21 protein-coding genes and 2 pseudogenes are annotated in these 23,942 nt (G+C 58.9%); 16 read left to right on the forward strand and 7 right to left on the reverse strand.

Going from position 1 to position 23,942, the window contains the following annotated elements; all coding sequences use genetic code 11:
* Window positions 1-117: 117 nt before the first annotated feature.
* Window positions 118-671, reverse strand: a pseudogene (locus tag ATY79_RS00380) (TetR/AcrR family transcriptional regulator).
* A gap of 178 nt (window positions 672-849) precedes the next feature.
* Between ATY79_RS00380 and ATY79_RS00385 the strand changes: the two are divergent.
* The 7 genes and pseudogenes from ATY79_RS00385 (at window position 850) to ATY79_RS00420 (ending at window position 7,126) form a co-directional block, all read left to right on the forward strand.
* Window positions 850-1,247: pseudogene (locus ATY79_RS00385) on the forward strand (RidA family protein).
* Window positions 1,248-1,463: 216 nt separating this feature from the next.
* Entirely contained in the window at window positions 1,464-1,778 is a 315-nt protein-coding gene (locus tag ATY79_RS00390) for a metalloregulator ArsR/SmtB family transcription factor (protein ID WP_088702569.1), read from the forward strand.
* Entirely contained in the window at window positions 1,775-2,134 is a 360-nt protein-coding gene (locus tag ATY79_RS00395; RefSeq protein ID WP_088702570.1) for an SRPBCC domain-containing protein, read from the forward strand. Before ATY79_RS00390 ends, ATY79_RS00395 begins: the two co-directional genes overlap by 4 nt.
* 44 nt (window positions 2,135-2,178) lie before the next feature.
* Window positions 2,179-2,802, forward strand: a complete 624-nt coding sequence (locus ATY79_RS00400; protein WP_088702571.1) for an ATP-dependent Clp protease proteolytic subunit — start codon at window positions 2,179-2,181, stop codon at window positions 2,800-2,802.
* A 288-nt stretch (window positions 2,803-3,090) separates the two neighbouring features.
* Entirely contained in the window at window positions 3,091-3,321 is a 231-nt protein-coding gene (gene vapB / locus ATY79_RS00405) for a type II toxin-antitoxin system VapB family antitoxin (RefSeq protein WP_088702989.1), read from the forward strand.
* Window positions 3,321-3,731 (forward strand): tRNA(fMet)-specific endonuclease VapC, encoded by a 411-nt coding sequence (gene vapC / locus ATY79_RS00410; RefSeq protein WP_088702572.1) that lies wholly within the window; start codon window positions 3,321-3,323, stop codon window positions 3,729-3,731. Before vapB ends, vapC begins: the two co-directional genes overlap by 1 nt.
* A 725-nt stretch (window positions 3,732-4,456) precedes the next feature.
* Window positions 4,457-7,126: an erythromycin esterase family protein gene (locus ATY79_RS00420; protein WP_245312283.1), complete on the forward strand. Its 2,670-nt coding sequence runs from the start codon at window positions 4,457-4,459 to the stop codon at window positions 7,124-7,126.
* Between the two features lie 402 nt (window positions 7,127-7,528).
* Here ATY79_RS00420 and ATY79_RS00425 read toward each other — a convergent pair whose 3' ends face one another.
* Both ATY79_RS00425 and ATY79_RS00430 read right to left on the reverse strand, forming a co-directional pair.
* A complete protein-coding gene (locus ATY79_RS00425) occupies window positions 7,529-7,912 on the reverse strand; it encodes a hypothetical protein (protein ID WP_088702573.1) in 384 nt (127 codons plus the stop codon).
* Window positions 7,913-7,951: 39 nt separating this feature from the next.
* A complete protein-coding gene (locus ATY79_RS00430) occupies window positions 7,952-8,389 on the reverse strand; it encodes a universal stress protein (RefSeq protein ID WP_088702574.1) in 438 nt (145 codons plus the stop codon).
* A gap of 195 nt (window positions 8,390-8,584) precedes the next feature.
* Here ATY79_RS00430 and ftsH point away from each other — a divergent pair, with 195 nt between their 5' ends.
* The 6 genes from ftsH to ATY79_RS00460 all read left to right on the forward strand — a co-directional run bounded on the left by ftsH (window position 8,585) and on the right by ATY79_RS00460 (window position 15,483).
* Window positions 8,585-10,426 (forward strand): ATP-dependent zinc metalloprotease FtsH, encoded by a 1,842-nt coding sequence (gene ftsH / locus ATY79_RS00435; protein WP_088702575.1) that lies wholly within the window; start codon window positions 8,585-8,587, stop codon window positions 10,424-10,426.
* Entirely contained in the window at window positions 10,419-11,438 is a 1,020-nt protein-coding gene (locus ATY79_RS00440; protein ID WP_245312284.1) for a lysylphosphatidylglycerol synthase transmembrane domain-containing protein, read from the forward strand. Before ftsH ends, ATY79_RS00440 begins: the two co-directional genes overlap by 8 nt.
* 115 nt (window positions 11,439-11,553) lie before the next feature.
* Entirely contained in the window at window positions 11,554-12,276 is a 723-nt protein-coding gene (locus ATY79_RS00445) for a CBS domain-containing protein (protein WP_088702577.1), read from the forward strand.
* 100 nt (window positions 12,277-12,376) lie between these two features.
* On the forward strand, window positions 12,377-14,002 hold the full coding sequence (locus tag ATY79_RS00450; protein ID WP_088702578.1) for an MBL fold metallo-hydrolase: 1,626 nt from the start codon (window positions 12,377-12,379) through the stop codon (window positions 14,000-14,002).
* The gene (locus ATY79_RS00455; RefSeq protein WP_088702579.1) at window positions 13,989-14,279 is read left to right on the forward strand and encodes a hypothetical protein; all 291 of its coding nucleotides are present in this window, start codon (window positions 13,989-13,991) and stop codon (window positions 14,277-14,279) included. Before ATY79_RS00450 ends, ATY79_RS00455 begins: the two co-directional genes overlap by 14 nt.
* A gap of 22 nt (window positions 14,280-14,301) precedes the next feature.
* Window positions 14,302-15,483 carry an acetate/propionate family kinase gene (locus tag ATY79_RS00460; protein WP_088702580.1) on the forward strand — a complete coding sequence of 394 codons (1,182 nt, stop codon included), beginning with the start codon at window positions 14,302-14,304 and terminating at the stop codon, window positions 15,481-15,483.
* Window positions 15,484-15,677: 194 nt separating this feature from the next.
* Here the strand turns inward: ATY79_RS00460 and ATY79_RS00465 are convergent, their stop codons facing one another.
* Window positions 15,678-16,739: a hypothetical protein gene (locus tag ATY79_RS00465; protein WP_088702581.1), complete on the reverse strand. Its 1,062-nt coding sequence runs from the start codon at window positions 16,737-16,739 to the stop codon at window positions 15,678-15,680.
* Between the two features lie 472 nt (window positions 16,740-17,211).
* On the opposite strand from ATY79_RS00465, the gene ATY79_RS00470 reads away from it, so the two are divergent.
* Both ATY79_RS00470 and ATY79_RS00475 read left to right on the forward strand, forming a co-directional pair.
* The gene (locus tag ATY79_RS00470; protein ID WP_088702582.1) at window positions 17,212-18,483 is read left to right on the forward strand and encodes a DUF2254 domain-containing protein; all 1,272 of its coding nucleotides are present in this window, start codon (window positions 17,212-17,214) and stop codon (window positions 18,481-18,483) included.
* A 303-nt stretch (window positions 18,484-18,786) separates the two neighbouring features.
* Complete coding sequence (locus ATY79_RS00475; protein WP_088702583.1) at window positions 18,787-19,254, forward strand: DUF2267 domain-containing protein; 468 nt, start codon at window positions 18,787-18,789, stop codon at window positions 19,252-19,254.
* Between the two features lie 441 nt (window positions 19,255-19,695).
* Here the strand turns inward: ATY79_RS00475 and ATY79_RS00480 are convergent, their stop codons facing one another.
* Entirely contained in the window at window positions 19,696-19,908 is a 213-nt protein-coding gene (locus tag ATY79_RS00480) for a hypothetical protein (RefSeq protein WP_189637950.1), read from the reverse strand.
* A 569-nt stretch (window positions 19,909-20,477) separates the two neighbouring features.
* Here ATY79_RS00480 and ATY79_RS00485 point away from each other — a divergent pair.
* Window positions 20,478-20,639, forward strand: coding sequence for a transposase (locus tag ATY79_RS00485; protein WP_189637933.1), 162 nt, complete (start codon window positions 20,478-20,480; stop codon window positions 20,637-20,639).
* A 379-nt stretch (window positions 20,640-21,018) separates the two neighbouring features.
* On the opposite strand, the gene ATY79_RS00490 is transcribed toward ATY79_RS00485, so the two are convergent.
* Window positions 21,019-22,044 (reverse strand): hydroxyacid dehydrogenase, encoded by a 1,026-nt coding sequence (locus tag ATY79_RS00490; RefSeq protein WP_088702586.1) that lies wholly within the window; start codon window positions 22,042-22,044, stop codon window positions 21,019-21,021.
* Window positions 22,045-22,232: 188 nt separating this feature from the next.
* The gene (locus tag ATY79_RS00495; RefSeq protein WP_088702991.1) at window positions 22,233-23,939 is read right to left on the reverse strand and encodes a beta-fructofuranosidase; all 1,707 of its coding nucleotides are present in this window, start codon (window positions 23,937-23,939) and stop codon (window positions 22,233-22,235) included.
* Between the last annotated feature and the right edge of the window lie 3 nt (window positions 23,940-23,942).

Here is a 23,942-nt window from a genome sequence, read left to right on the forward strand (position 1 = left end):
TGAGGGCAGGATTGTACCAAAAGCGGAAGTTGCTCCAGTCGCAGCCCTTCACTGCCTTGAAAGCGGCAGCTTCAACTGAACATTCCAGTCCGGAAGTTCGCCGCTTGCCTAAGTCGATCATAACGGCTCCAAAAGCAGACCTGCCGCCATGGCATGAAAAGCCTCGACCGCTTTCGGCAACTCGCTTTGCGGGTTTTCGCTCGCGGCGATCCAGAGCGCAGCATTGAGAGCCGCGCCGCTCAGCCATCGGGCGGAGGCTTCCGATCAAGCGACTTGAGGACGCCGCGTGCAACGAGGCCTTCAACAGTGCTCCCGGTCACCTGTAGACAGCTGTTCTGGCTGGGCCACTGCGAGGGATCACCCAACACCGCAGGTCCGTCGAGCAGGACGATGCGTTGGACTTCCGGATTCAGCGCCATCTCGATATAGGCCGCGCCCTCAGCGAGAAGACCCTGCGAATCGCTAGTGGCCTGAGCCCCGATCTCTTTAGCGCGCGCCGCCATTTCCGTGTCGATCTGATCGACAACCGCCGCCAGGAGCCCGCGCTTGTCTCCAAAGTTGTGGTAAAGCGCACCCCGTGTGAGACCGGCGTCGGCGGTCAAATCGTCCATTGACGCTGCGGCATAGCCCTTTTCCGCAAATGCCTTTCGCGCCGCCTCGATCAACTTCACGCGGTTTTCCTACATCGTTTCGGTGCGTGTCTTCGCCATGCAATCACTCGAATTTACATACGACGCGTACATGGAATTGACATACGCCGCGCGTGATATTTCACATACGCCGCTATATCAATCTGGCATGAGCTTGTGAAGCGCTGCCCGCAGCTCACCAGCAACAAGACAGATCAAAATGACTCAACGCGAAGCAATCTTTCCTGCCAACAGGCACAACCTTTGTGAAGAGCACGGCTATTCCGCCGCTATCCGATCCGGTGACCTGCTGTTGTGTCCGGACAGGTCGGCAGCCGTTCCGACGGAACCCCCGAGCCCGATTTCGAGCGCCAAGTAGGCCTTGCCGTTGAAAACCTGCAGGCCACGCTGAGCGCAGGGGGCTGCACGATGGACGACATCATAGACGTCACCACGTTCCACACCGACCCTGAAAACCAGTTCGGAGCGATCATGGCAGCCAAGCAACAGGTTTTCAGCAAGCCCCCCTATCCGAATTGGACTGCGCTTGGCGTAAACTGGCTCGCCGGGTTTGCCCTTGAGATAAAGGTCATCGCCCGCATCCCGGCGAGCTCATGACATCGTCTCACCTGCGCGGCCTCGGCCGATCAGCATAGGCGGCGCGAGACCCAGCTTCGTTCTCATCTCGGTCTCGTTAGTAAATTCCAGGAAGCGCTCGGTGATCAGCTGTGCTTCCCGCTCGACGACTGCAGTATCGCAATCCGGCCACCACGAAATTCCGGTTTGCTTTCAGGCAGGCTTGCGAATCGCATAAGTGTGTGCTTATGTGTTGTCATGATCGAACATGATATTTTCCGCGCTCTGGCGGATTCGACCCGCCGCACGATTTTCGAAAAGCTGGCGAACGGCAGCATGAATGCCAGCACGCTGCGCCAGGGCATGGATATCAGCCAACCGGCGATGTCCCAGCATCTCGCCGTATTGCGAGCGGCAAGGCTGGTGCGTGAACAAAGGGAGGGCCGCTTCGTGAACTATGAAGTCGATCCGGACGGGCTAGCCCTTATCGCTCAATGGCTGGCGAAATACCGCGCCTACTGGCCGGCTCGCATCGACGCCCTCAAGCTCTTGCTGAAGGATATGGATCAATGAACGACATGAAGGCCGAGGTGCAGGAAAGCGGTTTCGAGCAGAGATACGAACTGGACGCGTCGCCGGAGAAGGTCTGGCGGGCGATCAGCATCGCGGAATTCCGGGAGAAATGGCTGCCGAGCGACGCACTTGCCAATCTACAGTCGCTCTCCGAAACGCCGGGCAAGGAAATCCGCTACAAATTGCGCGACGATACACCGCCCCATCTCGAAAGCACCGTCACCTTCACGATCGCCCCGAATGGATCGGGCGGAACCACCCTGCGGATCGTCCACGAGCTGACCGGCGCGACCTTCGAGCGGCTGGCGAAAACGGTCGCCAACGGCAACAGCCCGACTATCATGCTCGCCGCCTGACGCGGCAAGCCTTCCCGAAAATCTCGAATGATTGGAGTTCGCCGATGCGCGGAGCAATGCAACTCGTCCCTATGGTCGTCGAACAATCCAGCAGGGGAGAGCGGTCTTTCGACATCTATTCTCGCCTGCTTCGTGAGAGGATCATCTTCCTCAACGGGGAAGTAAACGACACCGTCTCGGCACTTGTCTGCGCACAATTGCTGTTTCTCGAAGCCGAAAACCCGAAAAGGCCGATCCATCTCTACATCAATTCGCCGGGGGGCGTCGTAACCAGCGGTCTCGCGATGTACGATACGATGCGTTATATTCACGCCCCGGTACATACGCTGTGCATGGGAACCGCCCGCTCGATGGGCTCGTTCCTGTTGATGTCCGGCCAGCCAGGCGAACGCACCGCGCTTCCCAATGCCAGCATCCATATTCACCAGCCGCTGGGCGGATTCCAAGGGCAGGCATCTGACATGCTGATCCATGCCGAGGAAATGCAGAAGACCAAGCATCGCATGACGCGGCTCTACGCCGAGCATTGCGGCCGCACCTACGAAGAATTCGAGCAAGCGATGGATCGCGACCGCTTCATGACGGCGGAAGAGGCATTGGAATGGGGCCTTATCGACCGCATTCTGCAAGTTCGGGAAGACGCCACCGACCACGCCAGCGCGACGTGAAACAAGCCCGGCGCAATCCGGAAACAACGAAGTGCGTCGGAGAAATCAGCGTAGCGCCGGCTTGCGGCCGGATTTCGGGAATTCTTGCCGAGCTTCGGCGTAGCGGCCCGAAGGGGAAGCGGGAGGGCCACCGCCTGGGACTTGTGATTGACCATGGGCCGGATCATCACCATCAAGCAGCTGACGGCTCGGCCCAAATGTCTCTCATGTATATCCTGTTGACATATCCCATATAGGTAACTATCTGGGATATGCTGATTGTATATCCAGCGCATGGAGGTCGTGAATATGGAGCGAGGCGCAGTATTTCAGAGCAATCGGAGTCAGGCCGTTCGGCTGCCCAAGGCCGTCGCCCTGCCTGACGATGTGAAGCGTGTCGATATTGTTGCAGTCGGGCGTACACGGATCATAACGCCGGCCGGTGAGGCTTGGGACAGTTGGTTTGACGGCGAAGCTGCCACAGCCGACTTCATGAACGAACGGGGTCAGCCAGCGTCGCAGGAGCGCGAAGCCTTCTGATGTTGAAATATATGCTCGACACGAACATCTGCATCTTCACGGTGAAGAACCGACCGCAGCAAGTTCGCGAAGCGTTCAACCGCCACCACGGCCAATTGTGCATCAGTTCGATCAGTTTGATGGAGCTGATTTATGGCGCGGAAAGGTCGGCCATGCCTGAAAGGAACCTGTCTGTTGTAGAAGGTTTCTCTGCGCGCCTGGAGGTCCTAAGCTACGACCAAATGGCGGCAAGCCATACGGGTCAGTTGCGCGCCGAGCTTGCTCGCCATGGCACTCCCATCGGGCCCTACGACCAACTGATTGCCGGCCACGCACGCTCAAGAGGCCTTATCCTGGTCACAAACAACCGGCGTGAATTCGATCGCGTGCCTGGTCTCCGCGTTGAGGATTGGGGTGTTTCGGCGCCTTAATGATCGCGCCTGTCGCGGCGTTCGCCGTGCTCTGTTGCACGTGAACATTCTTTTCTGGCTGATGACCTGCCCACCATCCGATCCCAATAGTCCCGGTGACGATGGCGGCTATCCACAGACGCAGAGCTTGCCACCTGACAATGCCAAGGTTGGCAACGATCTGCCAACGCTGCTTCGAGGGCTCTACTTTGAGGCATGGAATCCGATGGAGAGCCAGGGACATGATGATCTTCACGATCTACCGGCGTCGCTCCGTGCGGCATTGCCACACTCCGTTTGCACAGACCCGAACGTGTTCTCCAAGATCGTGCGTCTATTTGAAAGTCGTCTCCGTGACGAGACGCCTACCAAGCTCGATGTCGCACTAAACCTCTGCGTCGCCCTATGTGAAACCAGCAACTCAGTTGGGGATGCCTCCAAAACTCAGCCGTCGTAGTGCTCGACCGCATCGTCGCAAAGTGTCGCGCACTGGACTTGGAGCGCGGGGATTTTGAAATGAGATGGATGATCTGTCGCCACGTCATCTCGCCGCAAGCGGACTTTTGTCATGCGGATGATAGGATCAAAGAAGCAATTCATCGGATGCAAGCACATCAAGCTCGATCGCTGCCCGTAGAAAATCGCGTGGTCGGGATACTGTCAATCCCAAACCCGTCGCCGAGAAGCCGAACGGATCTCGATCTTGAAAGTGGTTTGATTTCGCTCAATGCAGCAAATTAGCAATCATGCACATTTATTTGATGGATCACCAACACTTTCAGTTCCTGGACAGGGTAGATGCTGGTCGTCAGCTCGCAACAAAGCTCGTCAAGCCGAGGCTCGATCATCCAGTTGTCTATGCCTTGCCACGCGGTGGGGTGCCGGTGGCGCTGGAAATCGCGCGCGCCCTAAATGCTCCCCTCGATTTGGTTCTTGTCCGTAAGATTGGCGCGCCAGGCGCGCCTGAAGTCGCGCTGGGCGCCGTTGTGGATGGTGAAAACCCCGAGACGGTTATCAACCAGAATGTGCGGCTGGCGAGTGGTGCTGACGACGCCTACCTTGAACGCGCCCGACAGCGCGAACTTGTCGAACTCGAGCGCCGCCGCGCGCTGTACCTCGGCAATCGCGCGCGAGTAGACCCCAAGGGTCGCACCGCAATCATTGTCGATGATGGACTTGCCACAGGGGCGACGGCGAAAGCGGCGCTTATTGCCATGAGAGGCCAAGGTGCGTCAAAAATCGTTCTCGCCATTCCAGTCGCGCCGGAAGAATCGCTCGCCGAGATGCGTCAATATGCCGACCTGGTCGTATGCCTTCATCCCGCCAAGGATTTCTGGGGCGTTGGCTCCTTTTACGAGGATTTTCACCAGCTCACCGATGAAGAGACGATTGGACTTCTGAGGCAGGGATGGACCGAATCCAAGAAAGCCGAGCCGAGCCCCGGCAAACGGCAGATTGCTGTCCCGCCACTCGGTCTTGTCGGCGATTTGAGCGTTCCGCCGGACCCGCGCGGCATTATCCTGTTTGCTCATGGCAGCGGGTCGAGCCGGCTCAGTCCGCGAAACATTTCTGTCGCCGACAGCTTGAATGACGCGGGCTTCGCAACCCTTCTCTTGGATCTGCTGACGGCGGATGAGGCAGGAGACCGCCGCAACGTCTTTGATATCCCGCTTCTCGCGGAGCGCTTGCTCGAGGCTGCGATCTGGATCGGTGCTGAGCCGGACATCGCTGATTTGCCGTTAGGCCTATTTGGAGCAAGCACCGGAGCGGGAGCAGCAATGCTAGCATCGGCGGAGCTTCGGGAGCGGGTGTCGGCGGTAGTTTCGCGTGGCGGTCGTCCAGATCTGGCCGGGCGACGGCTGACCGAGGTCGAAGCGCCGACGCTATTCATTGTCGGTGGCGATGATGAGCAAGTTCTTGCTTTAAACCGCGAAGCCCTTTCTCTCCTGACCTGCGAGAAACTGTTGAGGGTCGTCCCCGGCGCCACCCATCTGTTCGAGGAACCTGGGGCACTTGAGGCTGTGACCGGGATGGCAACTGCTTGGTTCCAGCATTACCTCGCCCCGAAAGCCCTCAGCCACGGATCCGGGGCCGCAGCAACGCAGCCAGTATCGCAGGCATCGATAGCGGAAGTACTGCGGTCCGCCGCCGAGCCTTTGCCCGCGCTGGACGATCCGGCCTTCGCCGACGCCTTCGACCGGTTCGGCCAGGCTCGTGTAGTGTTGCTCGGCGAAGCGTCCCATGGAACCTCGGAGTTTTATCGGGCGCGCGCTGCCATCACGCGCCGGCTGATCGAGAAACACGGCTTCATGATTGTCGCAGTCGAAGCTGACTGGCCGGATGCCGCGGCAATCGACCGTTACGTGCGGCGGAGCCCGCATCGGCCGATGAACCCGATGCCGTTTACCCGCTTTCCGACCTGGATGTGGCGCAACAAGGATGTTGATGCCTTCATTGGATTTCTACGCGCCCACAATGCCTTGAAACCGCCAGGCGAGAAGGTCGCATTTTATGGCCTCGACCTCTACAACATGACGGCATCGATGGCCGCTGTGCTTGCCTATCTCGATCGCGTCGACCCTCAGGCCGCGAAACTGGCGCGTGGGCGATACGCGTGTCTTTCGCCGTGGTCGCGAGAGCCGGCCGCCTATGGCCGCGCATCACTGAGTGAAGGCTACGCCCTATGCGAGGGACCGATAATAAGGATCCTGATCGATCTTTTGCAGAAGGAGCTTCAGTACGCCAGGCAGGATGGCGCGGACTTCTTCGATGCCGTGCAGAATGCTCTCCTTGTAGCAGATGCGGAGCGCTACTATCGCGCCATGTACTACGGCGCCCACGAGTCATGGAATCAGCGTGACAAGCACATGTTCAACACGTTGCAGAACATCCTTGAGAAGACAGGCACAAATGGAAAAGCAGTCGTTTGGGCACATAACTCGCATATCGGAGACGCCCGATTTACCGATATGGGTATGGAGCGGGGTGAACTGAACCTTGGCCAGTTGTGTAGACAGACCTACGGAAACGATGCAGCCCTGATCGGCTTTGGCACGCATACCGGTACCGTTGCGGCGGCGTCGGAATGGGACGCACCGATGGAAATCAAGGCCGTCCGACCGTCTCGCCCCGACAGTTATGAAGCGCTATGCCATGACGTCGGCACCGAGCGTTTCCTTGTGGATCTTCGCGCCGGGAAACATGAAGATCTTCGCCGCGTCATGGCTGAACCACGACTTGAGCGCTACATTGGCGTTGTCTATCGGCCAGATACGGAGCGCTGGAGCCATTACGGTTATGCGTCGATGCCCGGCCAGTACGACGCGATTGTGTGGTTCGATCAGACAAGTGCTGTGGTTCCACTGCCGACACAGGTAACCACCGGCGAGGATGAGACTTATCCGTTTGGCGTATGATCTTGCAAGAAAGCAATTTGACAAGCACGCAACCCGCGTTGAGAGCTCGGGTTTGCGGCGTCGGGATGGGGATCTTGTCCTCGACCCGGAGGACCTCCTCGATCTCGTGACCGGCAAGGCTTCCCCGGTAGATGAGATCCATCCAAAGGCGCTCGGCTCGCTAGCGTCGGGATTCGATGATCGTCTTCGCGCTGGAGCTGCTCGTGCAGCACGGGTTCGATCCTTCGCAGCAGAGGGTTGTCGTACCGCCGGACGCTGATCAGGCACTCGTCGAGCGTCATCGGCCACGCGCTCAGGATGCCGTTCATGCCGAGATGGCGGTCGATGATGATAGCCAGCCAGATCGCCCCGCCAACAAATCCAATAGCGGCATTCTACGGATATGGAACAGCCATCAGAGGGCTATGCGACCGTTCGCGCAGCGCTGTCCTCCAACGTCGTACGGGCCTCCTCGCGCATGCGATGCGCTGCCTCAGAGGCCAACTTCGAACCAATCATGAGCATATTGCTCGCTTCGCCGGCGTAGTCGATTTTAGCAACTCGAACGAAGTCGCCGATGGCGTCGAGAGCGTCGTTGTATCCTGCGCTGCGGACGAGGTCACCAACTAACCTCACCTGCTGCTGGTAACGTCGCATCAGGAAATCGAAGGACTCGATCTGGAGGAGCGACGCCGCGTTCAAAACCAGGACCTGAAAACCGACGCCTGCTTCCAGAAGCTTCTCCGCCGCTGCAACAGCCGGGAGACTCGAGGGGATGGGATAGATATTGTCGGTGTTTTGGATCATTTCGGTTCTCCCGTTGGCGGGTAAAATCCCCCGACCCCTTCATCGATATACGAGCACGGGGATACGCGAATGACTGAGGACTTTGTTCGTAACGCTACCGAGGATCAGCGCGGCGACGCCTCCGCGACCATGCGATCCCATTGCGATCAGATCGCATCCATGAAGAACGGCTGCCTCGATGATGGCTTGGTGCACCTCATCGCTTCGGAGCTTGACAGTATGGCAGGCAACTCCCTGATGACGAGCGCGCAACTCGACCTCGTTTAGGAATTGAACGGCTTGTTCATCCGACAGCAGATCATAGTCTTCTCGGCTGGCTGCCAGCTTATCGCTGTCCGTTGTGAAGATGCGAAACGGTTCGATCACGCAAACGAACACGACCGATGCGTTCGCGTCTCTGGCAAATGCAATGGCGTTCTCGGCGGCCGTGACTGCAAGCCTGGATCCGTCCGTTGGAATGAGAATCTTTGCGAACATAGTATTCCTCCTCCTCACCGAAATACTACGGCAGGTCGGTCTCGCGTCTTTGATCCTTGTCAAAATTCGGCGAGGAAACTGCGCTCATCGTCTTTTCGCCAATTGCTCATCGGCAGCCCTACCTTGACCAAGGTCAAGGAATGCAGGGAGCGGATGTGCAAAGAACCTTTGATGAAACAGCGAGGCAGAACTGCGATGAAGCGCGAGAAGGCCATACGGATCGGATATCTGGTCGCCGCCCTGGCGATCTGGGGATCGGTCGCATTCTGGCTGGCCTCGCGTGACGTTGCGCATGTGCCTTACAGCGACGCGATGCGAATGGTCGCCGAAGGCAAGGTTCGGTCGGTGACAGTGACGGAAACGACGATCGAGGGCGTCTTCAAGGAATCGCAGTCCGGCAAGACCCGTTTCGTCTCCGCTCGCGTCGACCCGCTCGCCGCGGAGGTTTTCGAGAAGGCTGGCGTCGAGGTCTCCGGTGGCACCGACGGCAACTGGTTCACCGCAATGCTTTCCTGGGCAATCCCGACCGTCCTGCTGTTCGGTCTTTGGCTTTTTGTCTTTCGTGGGATCGCCGAACAGCAAGGCATGGGAGGCCTGGTCAGCATCGGGAAGTCGAAGGCCAAGGTGTATATGGAACGCGCAACCGGCGTCACCTTCGACGATGTGGCCGGTGCAGACGAGGCAAAGACCGAGTTGCAGGAGATCGTGTCCTTTCTCAAAGACAAGGAGCGCTACGGGCGTCTCGGCGCTCACATTCCAAAGGGCATCCTGCTCGTCGGGCCGCCTGGAACGGGCAAGACGCTTCTGGCTCGCGCTGTCGCCGGAGAGGCCGACGTCCCCTTCTTCTCGATCTCCGGATCGGAGTTTGTCGAGTTGTTCGTCGGCGTGGGCGCCGCGCGGGTGCGCGATCTCTTTCAGCAGGCTCGCCAGGCCGCGCCATGCATCATATTCATCGACGAGCTTGACGCGCTTGGGCGTGCTCGAAGCCAAGTCGGTGGATTTGGCGGAAGCGATGAAAAGGAGCAGACCCTCAACCAGCTTCTGTCTGAGCTCGACGGCTTCGACCCGCGCGTGGGCATCGTGCTGTTGGCCGCAACCAATCGCCCCGAGATTCTTGACGGGGCACTGCTTCGCGCAGGGCGTTTCGACAGGCAGGTCGTGGTAGAGCGGCCCGATCGCAAGGGGCGTGCGGCAATCCTGTCGGTGCATGCGAAGAAGGTGACAATCGAGCCCGGCTTGCAGATGGATGATGTCGCTGGCGTCACACCAGGCTTCACGGGAGCGGATCTCGCAAACCTCGTCAACGAGGCGGCGATATGTGCGACGCGCCGGAATGCGGCCGCGGTTACCATGGCGGACTTCGTACAGGCGGTCGAACGGATCGTCGTCGGAACCGAACGCAGAAGTCGAATGCTCACGCCGGACGAACGCAGACGGGTCGCCTATCACGAGATGGGCCACGCGCTGGCTGCGGCCTCGCTTACGAAGACGGATCCGGTTCAAAAGGTGTCGATCATCCCAAGGTCGATCGGAGCTCTCGGCTATACGCTGCAGCGGCCAACCGAAGATCGCTTCTTGATCACCACGAGCGAACTCAAGGAGCGGATCATCGCGCTGCTCGCCGGGAGGGCGGCGGAGGCCCTGGTCTTCGACGAGGTCTCGACGGGCGCTGCAGACGATCTTGCAAAGGCGACCGATATAGCCAGAGAATGTGTCACACGGTTTGGCATGAGCGAGGTCGGACAAGCCGTTCTGGAGCCTCGTCGGCTGGCGTGGCTGAACGACGGGCACCCCGGCGCCTACGACAGGGACTATTCGGAGGCCACCGCCCGTCAGGTGGACGTCGCCATTCATGGGATGATCGATGGTGCGTTCGAAGAGGCCAAGAAGCTTTTGTCGGCGAGAATGGAGGACCTAACCATCGGTGCGAACTTGCTGCTCGAGCGCGAGACGATCACGCCCGAGGACTTTCCGCCACTTAAACGGAAGGCGACAGCTCCCAAGACGGCGACGACCACGGAGGTGACCGTTGGCTGAGGCGAAGGGACAGTCGGCTGGATCGGACGACCTGCTTCTGAAACCTGGGCAGTCCTCTAGACGCACCGTCATGGGCTGGTTCGCTGGCGCGCTGATATTTGCCGGCGTGATGGGATTTTTGCTTCACGTCGCCGACATCGCCGAACTGCTGGCCGTGCTGAAGGCAGCAAGTCCGCTTTGGATAGCAGCCGCCTTATCCTGCCAACTTGCGACCTATGCCTGCGCCGCCGCCGTCTGGCAGGTGGTCACAAGGCGTGCCGGCTATCGACTTGATCTTCCGGACCTTCTCAAACTGGCTGTCATGGAGCTTTTCGCAAACCAGGCGATCCCCACTGGCGGCCTGAGCGGAAGCCTGCTGGTCGCCCGCGGCCTCGTGCGGCGAAGCATTTCATCTTCCATCGCCGTAACCGCCTTGTTGATAGCTGCCCTTTCCTATTATGCCGCCTACTTCCTGACGGCGGCGCTTGCCTTCGTCCTGCTGTGGTCGACCGGCGATCTCAGCGGCACTTGGGAATGGCTCTCGATCATGTTTGCAGCGATCATTATCTTGATCACCGTCCTCCTCGTCGCTGTCACGATCACAAAGGGGCGTTGGATCCCAAGGTCGCTCCTGGGAAGGCCGCTGGTGGCGCGTCTTGCAAAAGCCCTTGCGAAGGTTCGGACCGACATGGCGAGCGACCCGAGGGTGCTGGGTCCGACAATCTTCTTTCAACTGGCGATTTTCGTTCTGGATGCGACCACCCTCTGGTTTGCCGTGCGAGCGCTCGGAGTGAGCATTGGTCCCTCCCCTGCATTTCTCGCCTTCGTTCTCGCGTCGGTCGTCGCAACCGTCTCACCTATCCCGCTCGGCCTGGGCTCGTTCGAAGGAGGCTGCATCGCAGTCCTTCACGTGCTTGGAGTGAGCATCGAAGCTGCTCTTGCAGCCACGCTGATCTTCCGGGGAATGTCGTTCTGGATGCCGATGCTCCCAGGCATGTGGCTGACCCACCGGGAGGCACGGGCGGATCTTTGACCTCCGTCAATGCGTGCCTCGTGCAAACGCAGGACTGTGTCGGCCGTCCCTCTTGCGCGGAGCGTCGCGAGGGAGAGACAGATCCAAGAATTGGCTCTACTCAGGAGAAACAGAAATGCTGGTCGAGAATGCAATGACACCCTCCCCGATCACCGTCGGCGCATCCTCCACAGTGCTGGAGGCTGCCGATATCATGCTTGCCAATCGGATCAGCGGCCTGCCCGTGGTGGACGACAAAGGCGTACTCGTCGGCATTATCACTGAAGGCGATTTCTTGCGGCGGCACGAGCTCGACACGGACCGAAAGCGATCGTGGCTGCAAAGCTGGCTTGCCAGCCCCGGCAGGATTGCCGACGAATACGTGCGTGCTCATGGGCGCCGTGTTGAGGAAGTGATGAACACGCATGTTGTCGTGGTAGCCCCCACGGCGCAACTTTCCGATGCCGTCCGGCTGATGGAGCGAAACGATGTCAAACGACTGCCGGTAATCGCCGATGGCAGGCTTGTCGGCATCATTTCTCGTTCTGACCTTCTTCGTGCGCTCACGAGAATGGGAGAACCTTCGGTGCCATCGATTGAGGATGCTCAGATCCAGCGGGCAGTCGCAGCAGAGCTGGCAAAGCAAAGCTGGAGCAGAAACGGCTTCATCCGCTGCCAGGTCAGAAATGGCGTGGCCGAACTTGCCGGAACAATCTTCGATGAACGCGAGCGGCTCGCTGCGAAGGTCGCCGCCGAGAATGCTCCAGGCGTGAAAGCGATCACGGATCACCTGACCTGGATCGACCCCTACTACGGGGTAGCACTGCCGCCGCCGGTCGGCGAACAGGATCGCCTCTAAGAGCCGAGATTAGTCCGACACCTCGTTCACAGATTGATCTCCGTCAAGGAAGACCTGTCCTCCTCTCCTATGATCTCTCTGCTAAGCGCATAGGTGGAACATGCAGGAACCAAAGTTATCATTCCATGGCGCGGCCGGTTCGGTCACCGGCTCCTGCTTCCTCCTCGAGGTCGCGAATTGCCGAGTTCTGATCGACTGCGGGATGTTCCAGGGTTCTAAGAGCGAGAAGGAACTCAACTACCGGCCCTTCCCCTTCGATCCGACGGGGATCGACGCCGTTCTCCTGACACACGCCCACATCGATCATGCCGGCCTGCTCCCCAAACTCGCGAAGGAAGGATTCGGCGGACCGATCTATGCCACACGACCAACCATGGAACTGTGCGGCGTCATGCTGCAGGACAGCGGACACATCCAGGAATCCGAAGTCAAGCAGCTCAACCGCCGCAACCGGAGACGATCGCGAGAGCCCGTCGAGCCCATTTACACGGCTGACGACGCCCGCATGTTGATGCCGCAGTTTGTATTCGTTCCGTACCAGCAGTGGCGAGAAACGGTGGGCGGGATCAGGTTCCGCTTCTGGAATGCCGGACACCTGCTCGGATCGGCCTCGATCGAGATCGAGGTGGCCGTAGCGGACGGTTCGCAGCGTCTTCTCTTTTCGGGTGACATCGGCACTCGCTACAAGATGCTGGAAGGGCTGCCGCAAGCCCCCGTGGGCATCGACTATCTCATATGCGAGAGTACATACGGCGACCGTGAGCGCGAGGATTACACGCAGGACGCCCGCCGCAATCGGCTGAAAGAGATCGTGGCCAAGGCCCACAACCCAAATGGCGCGCTGCTAATCCCGTCTTTTGCTGTGGAGCGTACGCAGGAGGTGCTGACCGATCTCATCGCGTTGATGGACGGCGGCAGTATTCCTCGTTCGCCGATCATGATCGACTCGCCACTAGCCTCCAGAGCGACCGAAGTGTTTAAAGCTCAGGCCGGAGAGCTTGTGAACGCCGCCGCGTTCATACGTGCACTCGACGCACCGAACGTCAGGTTCACCGAGTCGGCAGAGCAGTCGAAGGCTCTCGATCTCGTTCGCGGCTTCCATATCATCATTGCGGCGAGCGGCATGTGCGAAGCAGGCCGCATCCGGCACCGGCTACGCAACTGGCTCTGGCGACCGGAGTGCACGGTTCTCTTGGTGGGCTTCCAGGCAGCAGGAACCCTCGGCCGAATCCTCCAAGACGGCGCCCGCGTGGTGCGTATCCAGGGCGACGAGATCCTGGTGCACGCGAGGATCATAGCCTTCGATGCCTATAGCGGGCACGCAGACGCCAGCGATCTTAAGGAATGGGTTTTTGCGCGAGCGCCAATCGCAAAAGGAGTGTTCCTTGTTCACGGCGAGCCAGCAGCGCGGAGCGCTCTGACGAGACGACTGGCGAAAATCCTGAAGGTTCCCGTGATGGAGCCTCGGCTCGATGATAGATTCGTTCTCACGAAGGATGGCGCTCGCCTGATCGAGGATAGGGCTCGTATCCGGCTTGCACCCGAGCAGCTTGGCCGCCCGGATTGGCACAACGACTTCCAGAGCTTCGTCCTCGATCTGTCCGAGTGTCTGAACAAAGCCGCCGATCAGAAAAGTCGGGCCGTCATCCTTCGAAAAATGAGGCGCGCGCTAGATCCAGACGAAGAACCCGTCAAGGCAAAGGAGAATCCAAATGTTGTCAACTGAGCGGGATTTCAAACCAGGCGGCGAACATTTCGCCGTTCCCAGCCAGGGCGAAGTTGAAGGCAAGCTCTTGGTGTCCGAGCTAGTCGCCGTCGCTTGCCTCAAGGAGCTTCTGAGGAAGGAACATGCGCCTGTCGTGGAGAGAGTTCGGAGCCGGATCCTGCGGGACCTGAAGCATCGATGCCGTTCTCTGAAGCTCTGCGCGGACGACGAGAAGGCGACCGCAGACTACGCGCTGCAGATCTTGGCATCCGCCGTGACAGAGGCCGGCTCCCGATAGCTATGGGCAAGCGAGGTTCAATATGAACAGGGAAGTTGGAGTTGCCTTCAATGCCGGGTCGTCGACCCTGAAGATCGGCGTTTTCGACATCAGTTCCGGATGCGCAAAGCCCATTGCCCGGGGCACAGTGTTTCTCGGACAACGCTCGCGGCTGAAGTATCAGGTGGGCGAAGACTGCCGGGAGATCGCTCTGCCAGGTGCCGCCGACGGCATTGGCATCCACTTGATCTCAGACGTTCTCGATCGCCTGTTGCACGGTGACTGTCACATCGGATTTGTCGGCCACCGCGTCGTCCATGGAGGCCTGATTTTCAAAGGGCCGACACTCCTCGGCGGCAGCACGATGTCACAAATCGAAAGTTTGACGGCGCTTGCCCCTCTTCATCAACCCAAGGCGCTAAACGTGATCGACGCCGTCTTCTCCTTGCATCCATCGGTCGTGCAGACGGCGTCCTTCGACACGGCTTTTCACGCCTCGCAATGCAGCCTCGCGACCAGGCTCGCCATCCCCGGCACATTGCACGACGCGGGCATCCGTCGATACGGCTTCCATGGCCTTTCCTACAAATACATAGCCACCTATCTTCAGAAATTTGCACCTTACATTGGCGGCGCGAGAGTCGTTTGCGCTCACCTTGGATGCGGCGCAAGCCTTTGCGGCATGGTCGATGGCGTTAGCATCGACACCAGCATGGGATTTTCCGCGCTCGATGGCATCCCGATGGCAACACGGCCGGGAGCGCTCGATCCTGGCGTGGTGATCCATCTACTCAGATCCGAGTTTCCCGATGCCGACAAACTGGAGGACTTCCTTTATAATCGATGCGGCCTCCTGGGGGTTTCCGGAATAAGTGGCGATACCCAGGCGCTCCTGGAGGACTTCCGCCCGGCTGCCAAGGAAGCTCTCGATCTGTTCTGCTTCAGAATTGCTGGCGAGGTCGGCCGTCTGGCGGTTTCGATAGGCGGCGTCGATGCGCTGGTCTTTACTGGAGGCATCGGAGAACACCAGCCGGAAATCCGCAAAGGAATCGAAAGGCACCTGTCGTGGATGGGACTTTCGCTGAACGAGGCCGCCAACAGGATGAATGCGACTGTCCTGAACGCCAAGGACAGTGCCATCGCAGCGTTCGTCATTCCCAGCGACGAGGAGCAGGTCATCGCAGACGAGGCCCTCGCCGTCATTAGCCGACATGGACTTCATTGAGGAGAGCAACAATGGCAGACGATATCACGATGCCGGACAGGCGCTCGGGCTCGTCGACGGCTATCGGCGCGTCTCCAACACTCTCCGGACGACCTCATGTGTATCGTCGGCACGCAAAGGCGCGGTGAGCAAAGCGCAGTCTGGGGGACATGAGCGTTCGCGAAACGATGCCGAGGAGCGATAGCATCGACCGGCTAAAAGGACGGGCCATCGATCGCAGCACGAGCCTCCATGTTGCCCGCCTGGGACTTAGGCTCCGCGCCCGTAAATGCCGACACCCGCGGTCCACTGATCGCAGGCGGTGTCTTATGATCTGTCGGCGGCATTGTGGGCAGCGGCGAAGGAGAAGCGATCTTGAGCGGCACGGAGATACCGCGCGCGACTTGGACTGCGACCGCCTCCTCCGGCCCTATCGGGGCGTCGGAGCGCTGCTCCAAATTGTAGCCGTCGGACCACAGGACCGCTCCATCGGCCTGTCGCACAAGGCGAGCCGTCAATCGAACGAGTGCTTCGCTTCCCCTTACGCTCCCCTGCAGGACATAACGCTCACCCACCGAAATGTTGAGCGCATCAGGCGTCGCGATGACGGTCAATCCTTTTGCGGCGACGAGTTTGACGAGGATCTCGTCCCTCAGATAGTGAGACACTTTTTCTGTCTGGCCATTCCCGCTCGCGGCAAAGGGTTCCACGATGACCGTCGGCGCTGGCGGCTCGTTGACGAGATTGCGTGCCGTCTCGGTCGAAAATCCAGGGCGTAAGAGCAAGGACATCGTTGCAATCCCAATGAACGAGAGGCCGACGACAGTCGCCATAAAGCCAACCGATGGCTTTGCAGAGAGTGCCGACCGGCCCTCTGTCCTAGCAGGTTGCGCGGCGGACCTTCCCTTACACTCCGGATTGGCCCTGAAAGAGGGAACGTAGCCGCCTTTCGGAATTGTGATCAGGACAGGTTCAGATTGCCGCGACAGGAGATAGAACCGCTCCAACTCTCTCCTTATCCGGCCCGCCTCGATGCGTACGGCCGGATCGTTTTGAGCGTCGAAATTGGATCTTCCAAAAATGGCCTCAGCGATCGTGTAGGCCTTTAGATACTCAGATCGCTCGGCGAGCGTCTCCTCGACGACGTATCGCAAAAAGCTTCTCGCGCGCTCGGGAAGGCACAGATCACCACTCGCCAGAATCCGCTCTAGCTGAGCCTGCACGTCCGGCTTTGAAGGCGCCTTGACAGTTTCATCGAAGTCTTCTGCGTGGGCCATTGCGTTTCCCCCTCGTACTCTCGATCCGATTTCGATCTGTCCGGTACGATAGTCCGCTGCCCGAATTTCGTGTCCACGCCGCATCCGTTCAACCACATGATAAGGCGGCGCGCCTCCTTTCGGGTGAGGAGAACCGTCGTGGCGCCCACTTCGGCGGGCGAGCCGCTAGCAGTATCAACCACGCTGAAGAGGCCGTAACGTGTGGGGACGCAGACGTATCTCGGCTTGTTCGCCATGGCTGCTGACCTCGGCCTTGGTCCCGGCCTTCTCCGGAATTTTCGATCGCGACGTCCGCCCTCGGCTCGACCGGGTGCCGGGAAGTCACGAATGCAGGCTAGCAGCAGACCATTCGCAGACATTGAGCTAGATCAAACTAAAAACGTCCCCGTGTTGATCGGCGTCAATGTCCATTCCGGGCGATCAGGCATTCTCGTACACACGTTCGTTGAGCCTCCAACTGCGAGATATGCCGATGGGTTGGAACCACTGGTACAGTTTCAGAAGCTACGTCCGATCCTCTTTGTGGATCGTTCCGTTCATCGCCCTGCTCCTTTATGTCGCCGCGATCCGTCTGGTCTACGCTTTCGGAGATTGGACCCCATGGGTCGACGTATGGCCTTGGGGAGTAGCGGGCACACAAAGGATGCTGGAGACGATCATCACGATGACTTTGACGTTCGTCGTCTTCACATTCGGCTCACTACTCGTGGCGATTCAGGTCGCCGGCGGTCAGTTGACACCCAGGATCATCGCGACGACACTTCTTCGGGACAACGCCATCCGGTTTACCGTCGGTCTGTTCATTTTTACGCTACTCTTCGCGACCGGCGCCCTTTCGAGACTCGATACGACTGTGCCCCACGGCGCTTCCGGGATGGCCGGCCTGCTGGGCTTTTTGTCCATTGCAGCCTTTCTCTACCTAATTGACTACGCGGCGCGGCTGCTGCGTCCTGTCAGCATCATCTCAAGGGTCGGTGAGCAGGGGCATTCGGTCATCGAGGAGGTGTATCCCGATCTTGCAGGTAACGAAGGCTCGCATGACGATCGCGTTCCGTTCGTCGGTGTGCCTGACAAAGTCATCTTCCATCGGGCTAATCCTGCGATCGTCGTCGCTGTCAATATGAAGGCCCTCGTCGCCCTGGCCGAACGGACGGACTCGATCATCGAACTTGTGCCGAGGGTCGGCGATTTCGTCGGAACCGGCGAACCTCTTTTCCGCCTGTACGGCCAAAGCTTGCCAGACGAACGGAGGTTGAAAGCCTTGGTCGCTCTCGGACCGGAGCGGACCCTCGAGCAGGATTCGACGTTTGCGTTCAGGATCATCGTTGATATCGGCATCAAGGCCTTATCAAAAGCCATCAACGATCCCACGACGGCCGTCCTTTCGATCGACCAGCTTCAACGTCTCCTATGCTTCGTGGGTGGAAGGCACCTGCTCGGCGAGGAGATCCGAAACACGTCGGGCAAGTTGCGGCTCATCCGCAGAACGCCGAACTGGGAGGATTTCGTGCAGTTGACCTTCAGCGAGATCCGCCTGTATGGCGCAGAAAACTTCCAGATCGCCCGTCGATTGCGCGCGGTGATCGAGTACGCATCGCAGGTTTTGCCCGACGAGCGCCGGCCTGCCCTGCTCAGTGAACTGGATCTGCTAGACCGTATGCTGGAGAAGATCTACGTTTTTCCGGAGGATTTGATACTGGCTCGGACCCCGGATTCGCAGGGACTGGGTGGCTCGGGGGGATAGTCGAGCCAAGCTAGCCCGGATTGCTCTCAAGACTTGGTTTCGGCGCTGCGGATCGGTATGGCTGCCAGGAGGAATTCCGCGCGTTTCGTGTGGCATCCTCAGGTTCGGGACCTGTCAAGTCATGTACCATGCGGGCCGCAACCGGCGCTGAGGCGACGGTGACTTCGAGGATCATGATGTGGCGGGTATCTCGCACGTCAGGCTGGGAGCCGAGTATAGTTTGACGAAGGTCAAGGACAGCAGTTACCGAGAGGTTCACCATTGCAGCACAACGTGTGCAATGAACCGACGTTAGGGGGGCGAATGCGTTACAGTCCCGTTCTCACCTTTCCGGATGCCGCGCAGGAAGCAGCCGTTTGGATCCGAGAGCTTTCAGAACAACTCGGCTGCGAGCAGCGCGTCGCATACGAAGTGTTGCGCATAAGCCTGCACGCGGTGCGTGACAGGCTTTCGGTGGACGACAATGCCAAGGTTGGCAACGATCTGCCACTCGTGCTTCGGGGCCTCTACTTCGAGGCATGGGACCCGATCAAGAGCCACGGGCACGATGACCTTCGCGATCTACCGGCCTCGCTGTTTGCGGCCTTGTCACATATTGGTGCGTCAGACAGAGACGTTTTCACGAAGATCCTGAGACTGTTCGAAGACCGACGCCGTCACAAAACATCGACCAAGCTCGACCTTGCGCTGAAACTGTGCGCTTCGTCTGTTGAAAACAGCAATCCCGCCAGCATCGTTCCTCAGAGCGAACAACCATCGAAACTGCGTTAAGGGCAATCGTCGGGCAATTTGCTCTGTTCTCGTCGGGCATCGGCACCATGTGTGTACTCGCCTGCCCGAACCAAGGTCGAGCAGTTTTTGCGCTGAATGACCCCTCCTTCGATGTGGTGACAGCATCAGATCAGCATCGTCCTCGAAATCGCGCAAGACTTCCCTGTGGCGATGCCTATTTGGCAAATACGTCCGCATTCGATCGTCGCATGCCTTTCACATGCGTGAGATTTGAGGTCGTCCTCTGTCAGCCAGCACAGCGATTTCAAATGGATCAGCGGAACTCTTGAAGGGAAAAGTTAGCAACAAACGGTAGCTATGGGACTCCACACCGTGCAACGCATCATCGTTCGCTAGACGCCCAGGACGGTCCTAGCTGCCATTTCAGTGATGCAGAGCCTGTCGGCCGCATCCCCGCCTGACCATCGGCTCTACCGATGGTCAGGTCCCGTGGCGATGCTCGTGTAGTGTTAGCACGGCGTCATTGGTGATGACGCCGCCGAAGCTTGGGTCCGGCGGCGGTAGCTGCCGGCCGTCGATTGTGGTTGTCGCGCTCGGCGTGCCCATCGTCCCCGTCGTCTGCTGCGCGGACGCTGAACCGGCCGTCAGAGCGAGGGCCGCAACAGCCGACGCCAGAGAAATCAGCTTTTTCATGTTCATTTCCGTTCCTCCCGTACACTTGCTGAAATTATGCCTCGATGGGTCACTCCTGATGCTCACGAATGCGGGCACCAATTGAAGCAGTCCCTGACTGTTAGAAACTGCTACCGAGATCGGTCCACTACCCGGCGTTTGTGTAGACATCGTTCGATCAGATCGCCGCGACATCGCTGCCGCAAACAAAAGAGCCAGCCTGACGGGTATGATCACCAAGCAAACGAGAGCACGCGTTCCATGGCGAAAAGCATCAGCCGATGCTTCTCCCAGGCATGACGTGTACTGCAAACATGCTCCTGCCAAATCGCGAGCAGTCTGCAGCAAGAAATGGAAGTCTCGGCACAATTCAATATTACTAATATACGCGAATTTTACTTCCAAAAAAGATCGAGGTCTTGCTCGATTAGGTGAGATTGATTGACCTAGACTATGCGAAAGGCACTGCCTGACTGTCGCTCGTTTTGCCTGCGGAATGAGGGGGCCTTCCCAAAGGCGTACCGAGCTAGGCTCAGGACCTATTAATTTGACTTGAGATGGGATTCTCGGCTTCCGAGAAGGGGGCCGTGATGGGTGGTTTGTTTTTGCTGACCGAGTGCCACATGGCACGGATATGGCCGCATTTCCCGCTTTCACATGGTGTTGCGCGCCTCGACGACCGGCGGGTGGCGAGCGGGATCGTCGACGTGATCCGCAACGGTCTCCAGTGGAAGGACGCGCCGGCGGGCTAAATTAGGGTTCGTACAAGACACTCTACAACCGTTTCATGCCGGAGCCGCCTGGCGTGTTCGACCGCATCTTCACCGGCTCGCTGGCGAAGGGCTGAAGCCGAGCGCATCATTATCGACGCGACGCGTCGGAAAGCCCACCGCACTGCGGCGAGCCTCCTTAAAAAGGGGATGTTCCCCGTCGTATCGAGCGAACCAAAGGGCGGACTGAAGTCAAAGCTCCACACCGTATGCGGCGGAGACGGATGGCCGATCATCCTGCTTCTGTCGGAAGGTAAGATGAGCAACCATAAAGGCGACGTCTCGGGGACGAAGAAGGGGCTCGGCTCCATCATCGACCAACTTTGCGACTGGCCGCTGCTGGAGCGGTACAGACTGGCTATTAGGAGACAGTCACAGGTTTCGACCGCAGCCGATTGACCGTTGCCAGATCTGCCCGCCGGCAAAGTTGCGGAGGCAACCCTCTCATTATCAATTCGGCATCGGCAACGGCCATGGAGCCCAGAGCATAGAACGCGTCGCGCGTTCCACCGGTGCGATGCGCCGAAAGAAGCATTCCTGGAGCAGATCGCACCGGATCATTTGCGTGCACCGGCTCTTCAGGAAAGACATCGGTAGCGACACGGATGTGACCAGATTGAGCAGCGGCCAACATAGCCGGAAAGTCCACCACTGCGGCGCGGCTCATAAGAAGAAAAGCGGCGCCCTCCTTCATCATGGCGAACTCGCGCCTGCCCAGGAATGACTGGTTTTCGCTCGTCACGCTGGCAAAGACAAAAACCAGCTGGCTTTCCGTCAACACCTCTTCCATAGAACTCGGAACGCAGTCTGCGTTTGTGACGATCTCCCGAGGAAGCCACGGATCGAAAACCCGAACAGTGTTTTTAAACGGCCGGATCAGCTCTCTGAATTGTCGCCCAAGGTCGCCGAAGCCAATGAGACCCACAGGCGCTCCAGCGAACCTGAAGGTTGTTGCGTTTCCGGCCAACCCATATTGTTCGACCCCTGCCCTGAAATCTCGGTCCGCCTGAGTGATGCCACGTGCGAGATCCAGGCCCATCGCCAAAGCCGCCTCGGCGACCGGGGAGGCGAATGCCGCAGCTGGCGTGATGACCCAAATTCCGCGCTCCACGCAAGTCTTGTAATCGATATTTGGCAAGAAGTTGGATTCGACGTTGATAATCGCTTTCAATTTCGGTGCTCGATCCAAGCGCTCCCTTGGCATGTCCGTCTGCCCGAAGATCAGCACGGTATCTGGCAGAAGCGCGTCCACGAGCTCCCCGGACATCTGTTGTTCCTCGGAAACGACGACCTCCCCCAGCCGCTCCAACCTTGAGCGGACGTCGGGCTCCATGATGAGGTCAAGGGTCCGTGGCAATGGATCGACGATGACGACGGCGCGGCTCATGTTTCTTCCTCGGAATAAGAGAAGGCCATAGTAGTTGAATGTTGCCAGAATCACAGTGTCGCGCGATCTGGATATCCTCACGCCTTACCACCCCCCAACCGGCGCAGAAGATTGCTTCCTGCAAGCGTCCAAATTTCCGGCGTTGTCAACTGCGACCGATGCAGTAATAGCAATCCGTCCCTTTCGCATCAGATCTTGAGTTGCCAGATACGCGCAGCCGAAATCGCGCGGCAGCCGGCCACAAGCGCCACCGAGCGGACGCCGGCAAAGCTCGGCAAGCGCTTCGTTCCGGTCCAGCGACCGTTGTCGGCAAAGACCTCGATCGAGCCGGCATCAAGGAAGATGCGCACTTGTGACGGTCGCGCACCGGCCGCGAGATAGCGTGGTGTGGTCTTGCGACTTCGATCGGTGAACAGGATTGCCAATCCATCGGCGTCGAGTCGCACGCCAAGGTCGATATCGGCATGGCCGAAACCTAGCTCGAACGGTGCACCAGGTGCGTCGAGATCGAGCTCGATCTCGACGGCTCCACTTTCCAATGTCAACTGTTGGCCGGACGCAAGACGGCTTGCGTCCAACGCCAAATGGCGCAGGCTGACGACGCTTTCGACGGGGGGCGTTAGCACCGCAGCTCCGTCCCATAGGACCCGGCGTGGCAGGGTCATGGCGGTTGCAAAGTCGTCCTTCTTCGAGACATCCGTCCAGTTTGCAAGCCAGGCAATTCCGACTGGTCCGCCGTCGTCAACGAAAGCTTGGAACGCATATGCATCGGAGCCAAAATCGAGCTCCTGCTCGACTTCAGGCACGAAGCCGCGGCCATTGAACCGGCCAACCGTGACGCTGGTCATATTGCGGCGGCCAGTTATCGCGTCGCGGCTGGTAAGGAGGCCGAAAATCAACGCCCAGCGCGTTTGCGGATTGTTGATGTCGCCCAGCGGCACCATGCAGGGACATTCCGCGGCCGTCATGCCGTAGCGGTTCTCTCGGTGCAATGTGGTGATGAAAGTCCAGCCGTTTTCCCCCTCTGGATCGAGCGTCTCATAGAGTAGAACCACGCCGCCGCACTTATCGCGACTGCCGAGAAGCATTTTCCAGTATCCGTCCGGCCCCTTGAAGACGTAGGGGTCTCTGAAATCGAGCGTCAGGTCCAATCCGTCGGGCCGTTGTGGCAAGATGACCGACGGTGCCGTTGCGACAAGACCATCAACGCTCAAAGCAGTCAGCTGGATCTGCTCCTCTGGCTGGCGGTCGCGCATCTGCTCGGTAAAGAAGACGCGGACGCCACCCTCAGACCCGGCTGCCGATATCGCTGAACCCGAGAATGCGCCGCCGCGTCCGTCGTCTCGTTTTGAGAGTTCGTCCGATGGGAACAGGAAAACCGGCAGATGCTTCCAGCGGATATAGTCTTTAGTGATCGCGTGCCCCCAATGCATCGTATTCCAGCGAAGCCTATGGGGATAATGCTGGTAGAAGAGATGCACCTGACCATCAAAGCGACCGAAACCGTTTGGATCGTTCATCCAGCCGAAGGGAGGGCGGAAATGGTAGTTGTCCGTCACCTCCGGCGGCGCGTTTTCTGCTGCATGGTGCAGAACGCAAATGCCCTCATTTCGAACTGTCAGCGGGTGGAACGTGTAAATGAGAGAGACTGCGGCGTCTGATGGGTTGTAGCTCAGTTCGGCTTTTCCACCTTGGGACAATTCCACTTCGCTGAACTCAAACTCCTCTGTTCGGGTCGTAACGACATTGGCCAGCTCGACGCCGTCGACACTGACCCTTAGATCGGCGGGATGATCCGTTCGCCGCGACTTCAGCCAGAGGTGAATGACTGCTCCAGCGTCAAGGTCTGCTTGCACGATGTATACGGGGGGAATGGACATTGCCTGGGAAATCATCAA

Source organism: Rhizobium sp. R693 (assembly GCF_002211315.1).
GTDB lineage: Bacteria > Pseudomonadota > Alphaproteobacteria > Rhizobiales > Rhizobiaceae > Rhizobium.

What these genes read in the sequence shown, in the direction of transcription:
- vapC (WP_088702572.1), top strand. Translation starts at nt 3,321, where the DNA reads ATGTTGAAATATATGCTCGACACGAACATCTGCATCTTCACGGTGAAG.
- ATY79_RS00395 (WP_088702570.1), top strand. Translation starts at nt 1,775, where the DNA reads ATGAACGACATGAAGGCCGAGGTGCAGGAAAGCGGTTTCGAGCAGAGA.
- ATY79_RS00450 (WP_088702578.1), top strand. Translation starts at nt 12,377, where the DNA reads ATGCAGGAACCAAAGTTATCATTCCATGGCGCGGCCGGTTCGGTCACC.
- ATY79_RS00490 (WP_088702586.1), bottom strand. Translation starts at nt 22,044, where the DNA reads ATGAGCCGCGCCGTCGTCATCGTCGATCCATTGCCACGGACCCTTGAC.
- ATY79_RS00445 (WP_088702577.1), top strand. Translation starts at nt 11,554, where the DNA reads ATGCTGGTCGAGAATGCAATGACACCCTCCCCGATCACCGTCGGCGCA.
- ATY79_RS00430 (WP_088702574.1), bottom strand. Translation starts at nt 8,389, where the DNA reads ATGTTCGCAAAGATTCTCATTCCAACGGACGGATCCAGGCTTGCAGTC.
- ATY79_RS00390 (WP_088702569.1), top strand. Translation starts at nt 1,464, where the DNA reads ATGATCGAACATGATATTTTCCGCGCTCTGGCGGATTCGACCCGCCGC.
- vapB (WP_088702989.1), top strand. Translation starts at nt 3,091, where the DNA reads ATGGAGCGAGGCGCAGTATTTCAGAGCAATCGGAGTCAGGCCGTTCGG.
- ATY79_RS00455 (WP_088702579.1), top strand. Translation starts at nt 13,989, where the DNA reads ATGTTGTCAACTGAGCGGGATTTCAAACCAGGCGGCGAACATTTCGCC.
- ATY79_RS00425 (WP_088702573.1), bottom strand. Translation starts at nt 7,912, where the DNA reads ATGATCCAAAACACCGACAATATCTATCCCATCCCCTCGAGTCTCCCG.
- ATY79_RS00465 (WP_088702581.1), bottom strand. Translation starts at nt 16,739, where the DNA reads ATGGCCCACGCAGAAGACTTCGATGAAACTGTCAAGGCGCCTTCAAAG.
- ATY79_RS00470 (WP_088702582.1), top strand. Translation starts at nt 17,212, where the DNA reads ATGGGTTGGAACCACTGGTACAGTTTCAGAAGCTACGTCCGATCCTCT.
- ATY79_RS00485 (WP_189637933.1), top strand. Translation starts at nt 20,478, where the DNA reads ATGGGTGGTTTGTTTTTGCTGACCGAGTGCCACATGGCACGGATATGG.
- ATY79_RS00400 (WP_088702571.1), top strand. Translation starts at nt 2,179, where the DNA reads ATGCGCGGAGCAATGCAACTCGTCCCTATGGTCGTCGAACAATCCAGC.
- ATY79_RS00460 (WP_088702580.1), top strand. Translation starts at nt 14,302, where the DNA reads ATGAACAGGGAAGTTGGAGTTGCCTTCAATGCCGGGTCGTCGACCCTG.
- ATY79_RS00480 (WP_189637950.1), bottom strand. Translation starts at nt 19,908, where the DNA reads ATGAAAAAGCTGATTTCTCTGGCGTCGGCTGTTGCGGCCCTCGCTCTG.
- ATY79_RS00420 (WP_245312283.1), top strand. Translation starts at nt 4,457, where the DNA reads ATGCACATTTATTTGATGGATCACCAACACTTTCAGTTCCTGGACAGG.
- ATY79_RS00495 (WP_088702991.1), bottom strand. Translation starts at nt 23,939, where the DNA reads ATGATTTCCCAGGCAATGTCCATTCCCCCCGTATACATCGTGCAAGCA.
- ATY79_RS00475 (WP_088702583.1), top strand. Translation starts at nt 18,787, where the DNA reads ATGCGTTACAGTCCCGTTCTCACCTTTCCGGATGCCGCGCAGGAAGCA.
- ftsH (WP_088702575.1), top strand. Translation starts at nt 8,585, where the DNA reads ATGAAGCGCGAGAAGGCCATACGGATCGGATATCTGGTCGCCGCCCTG.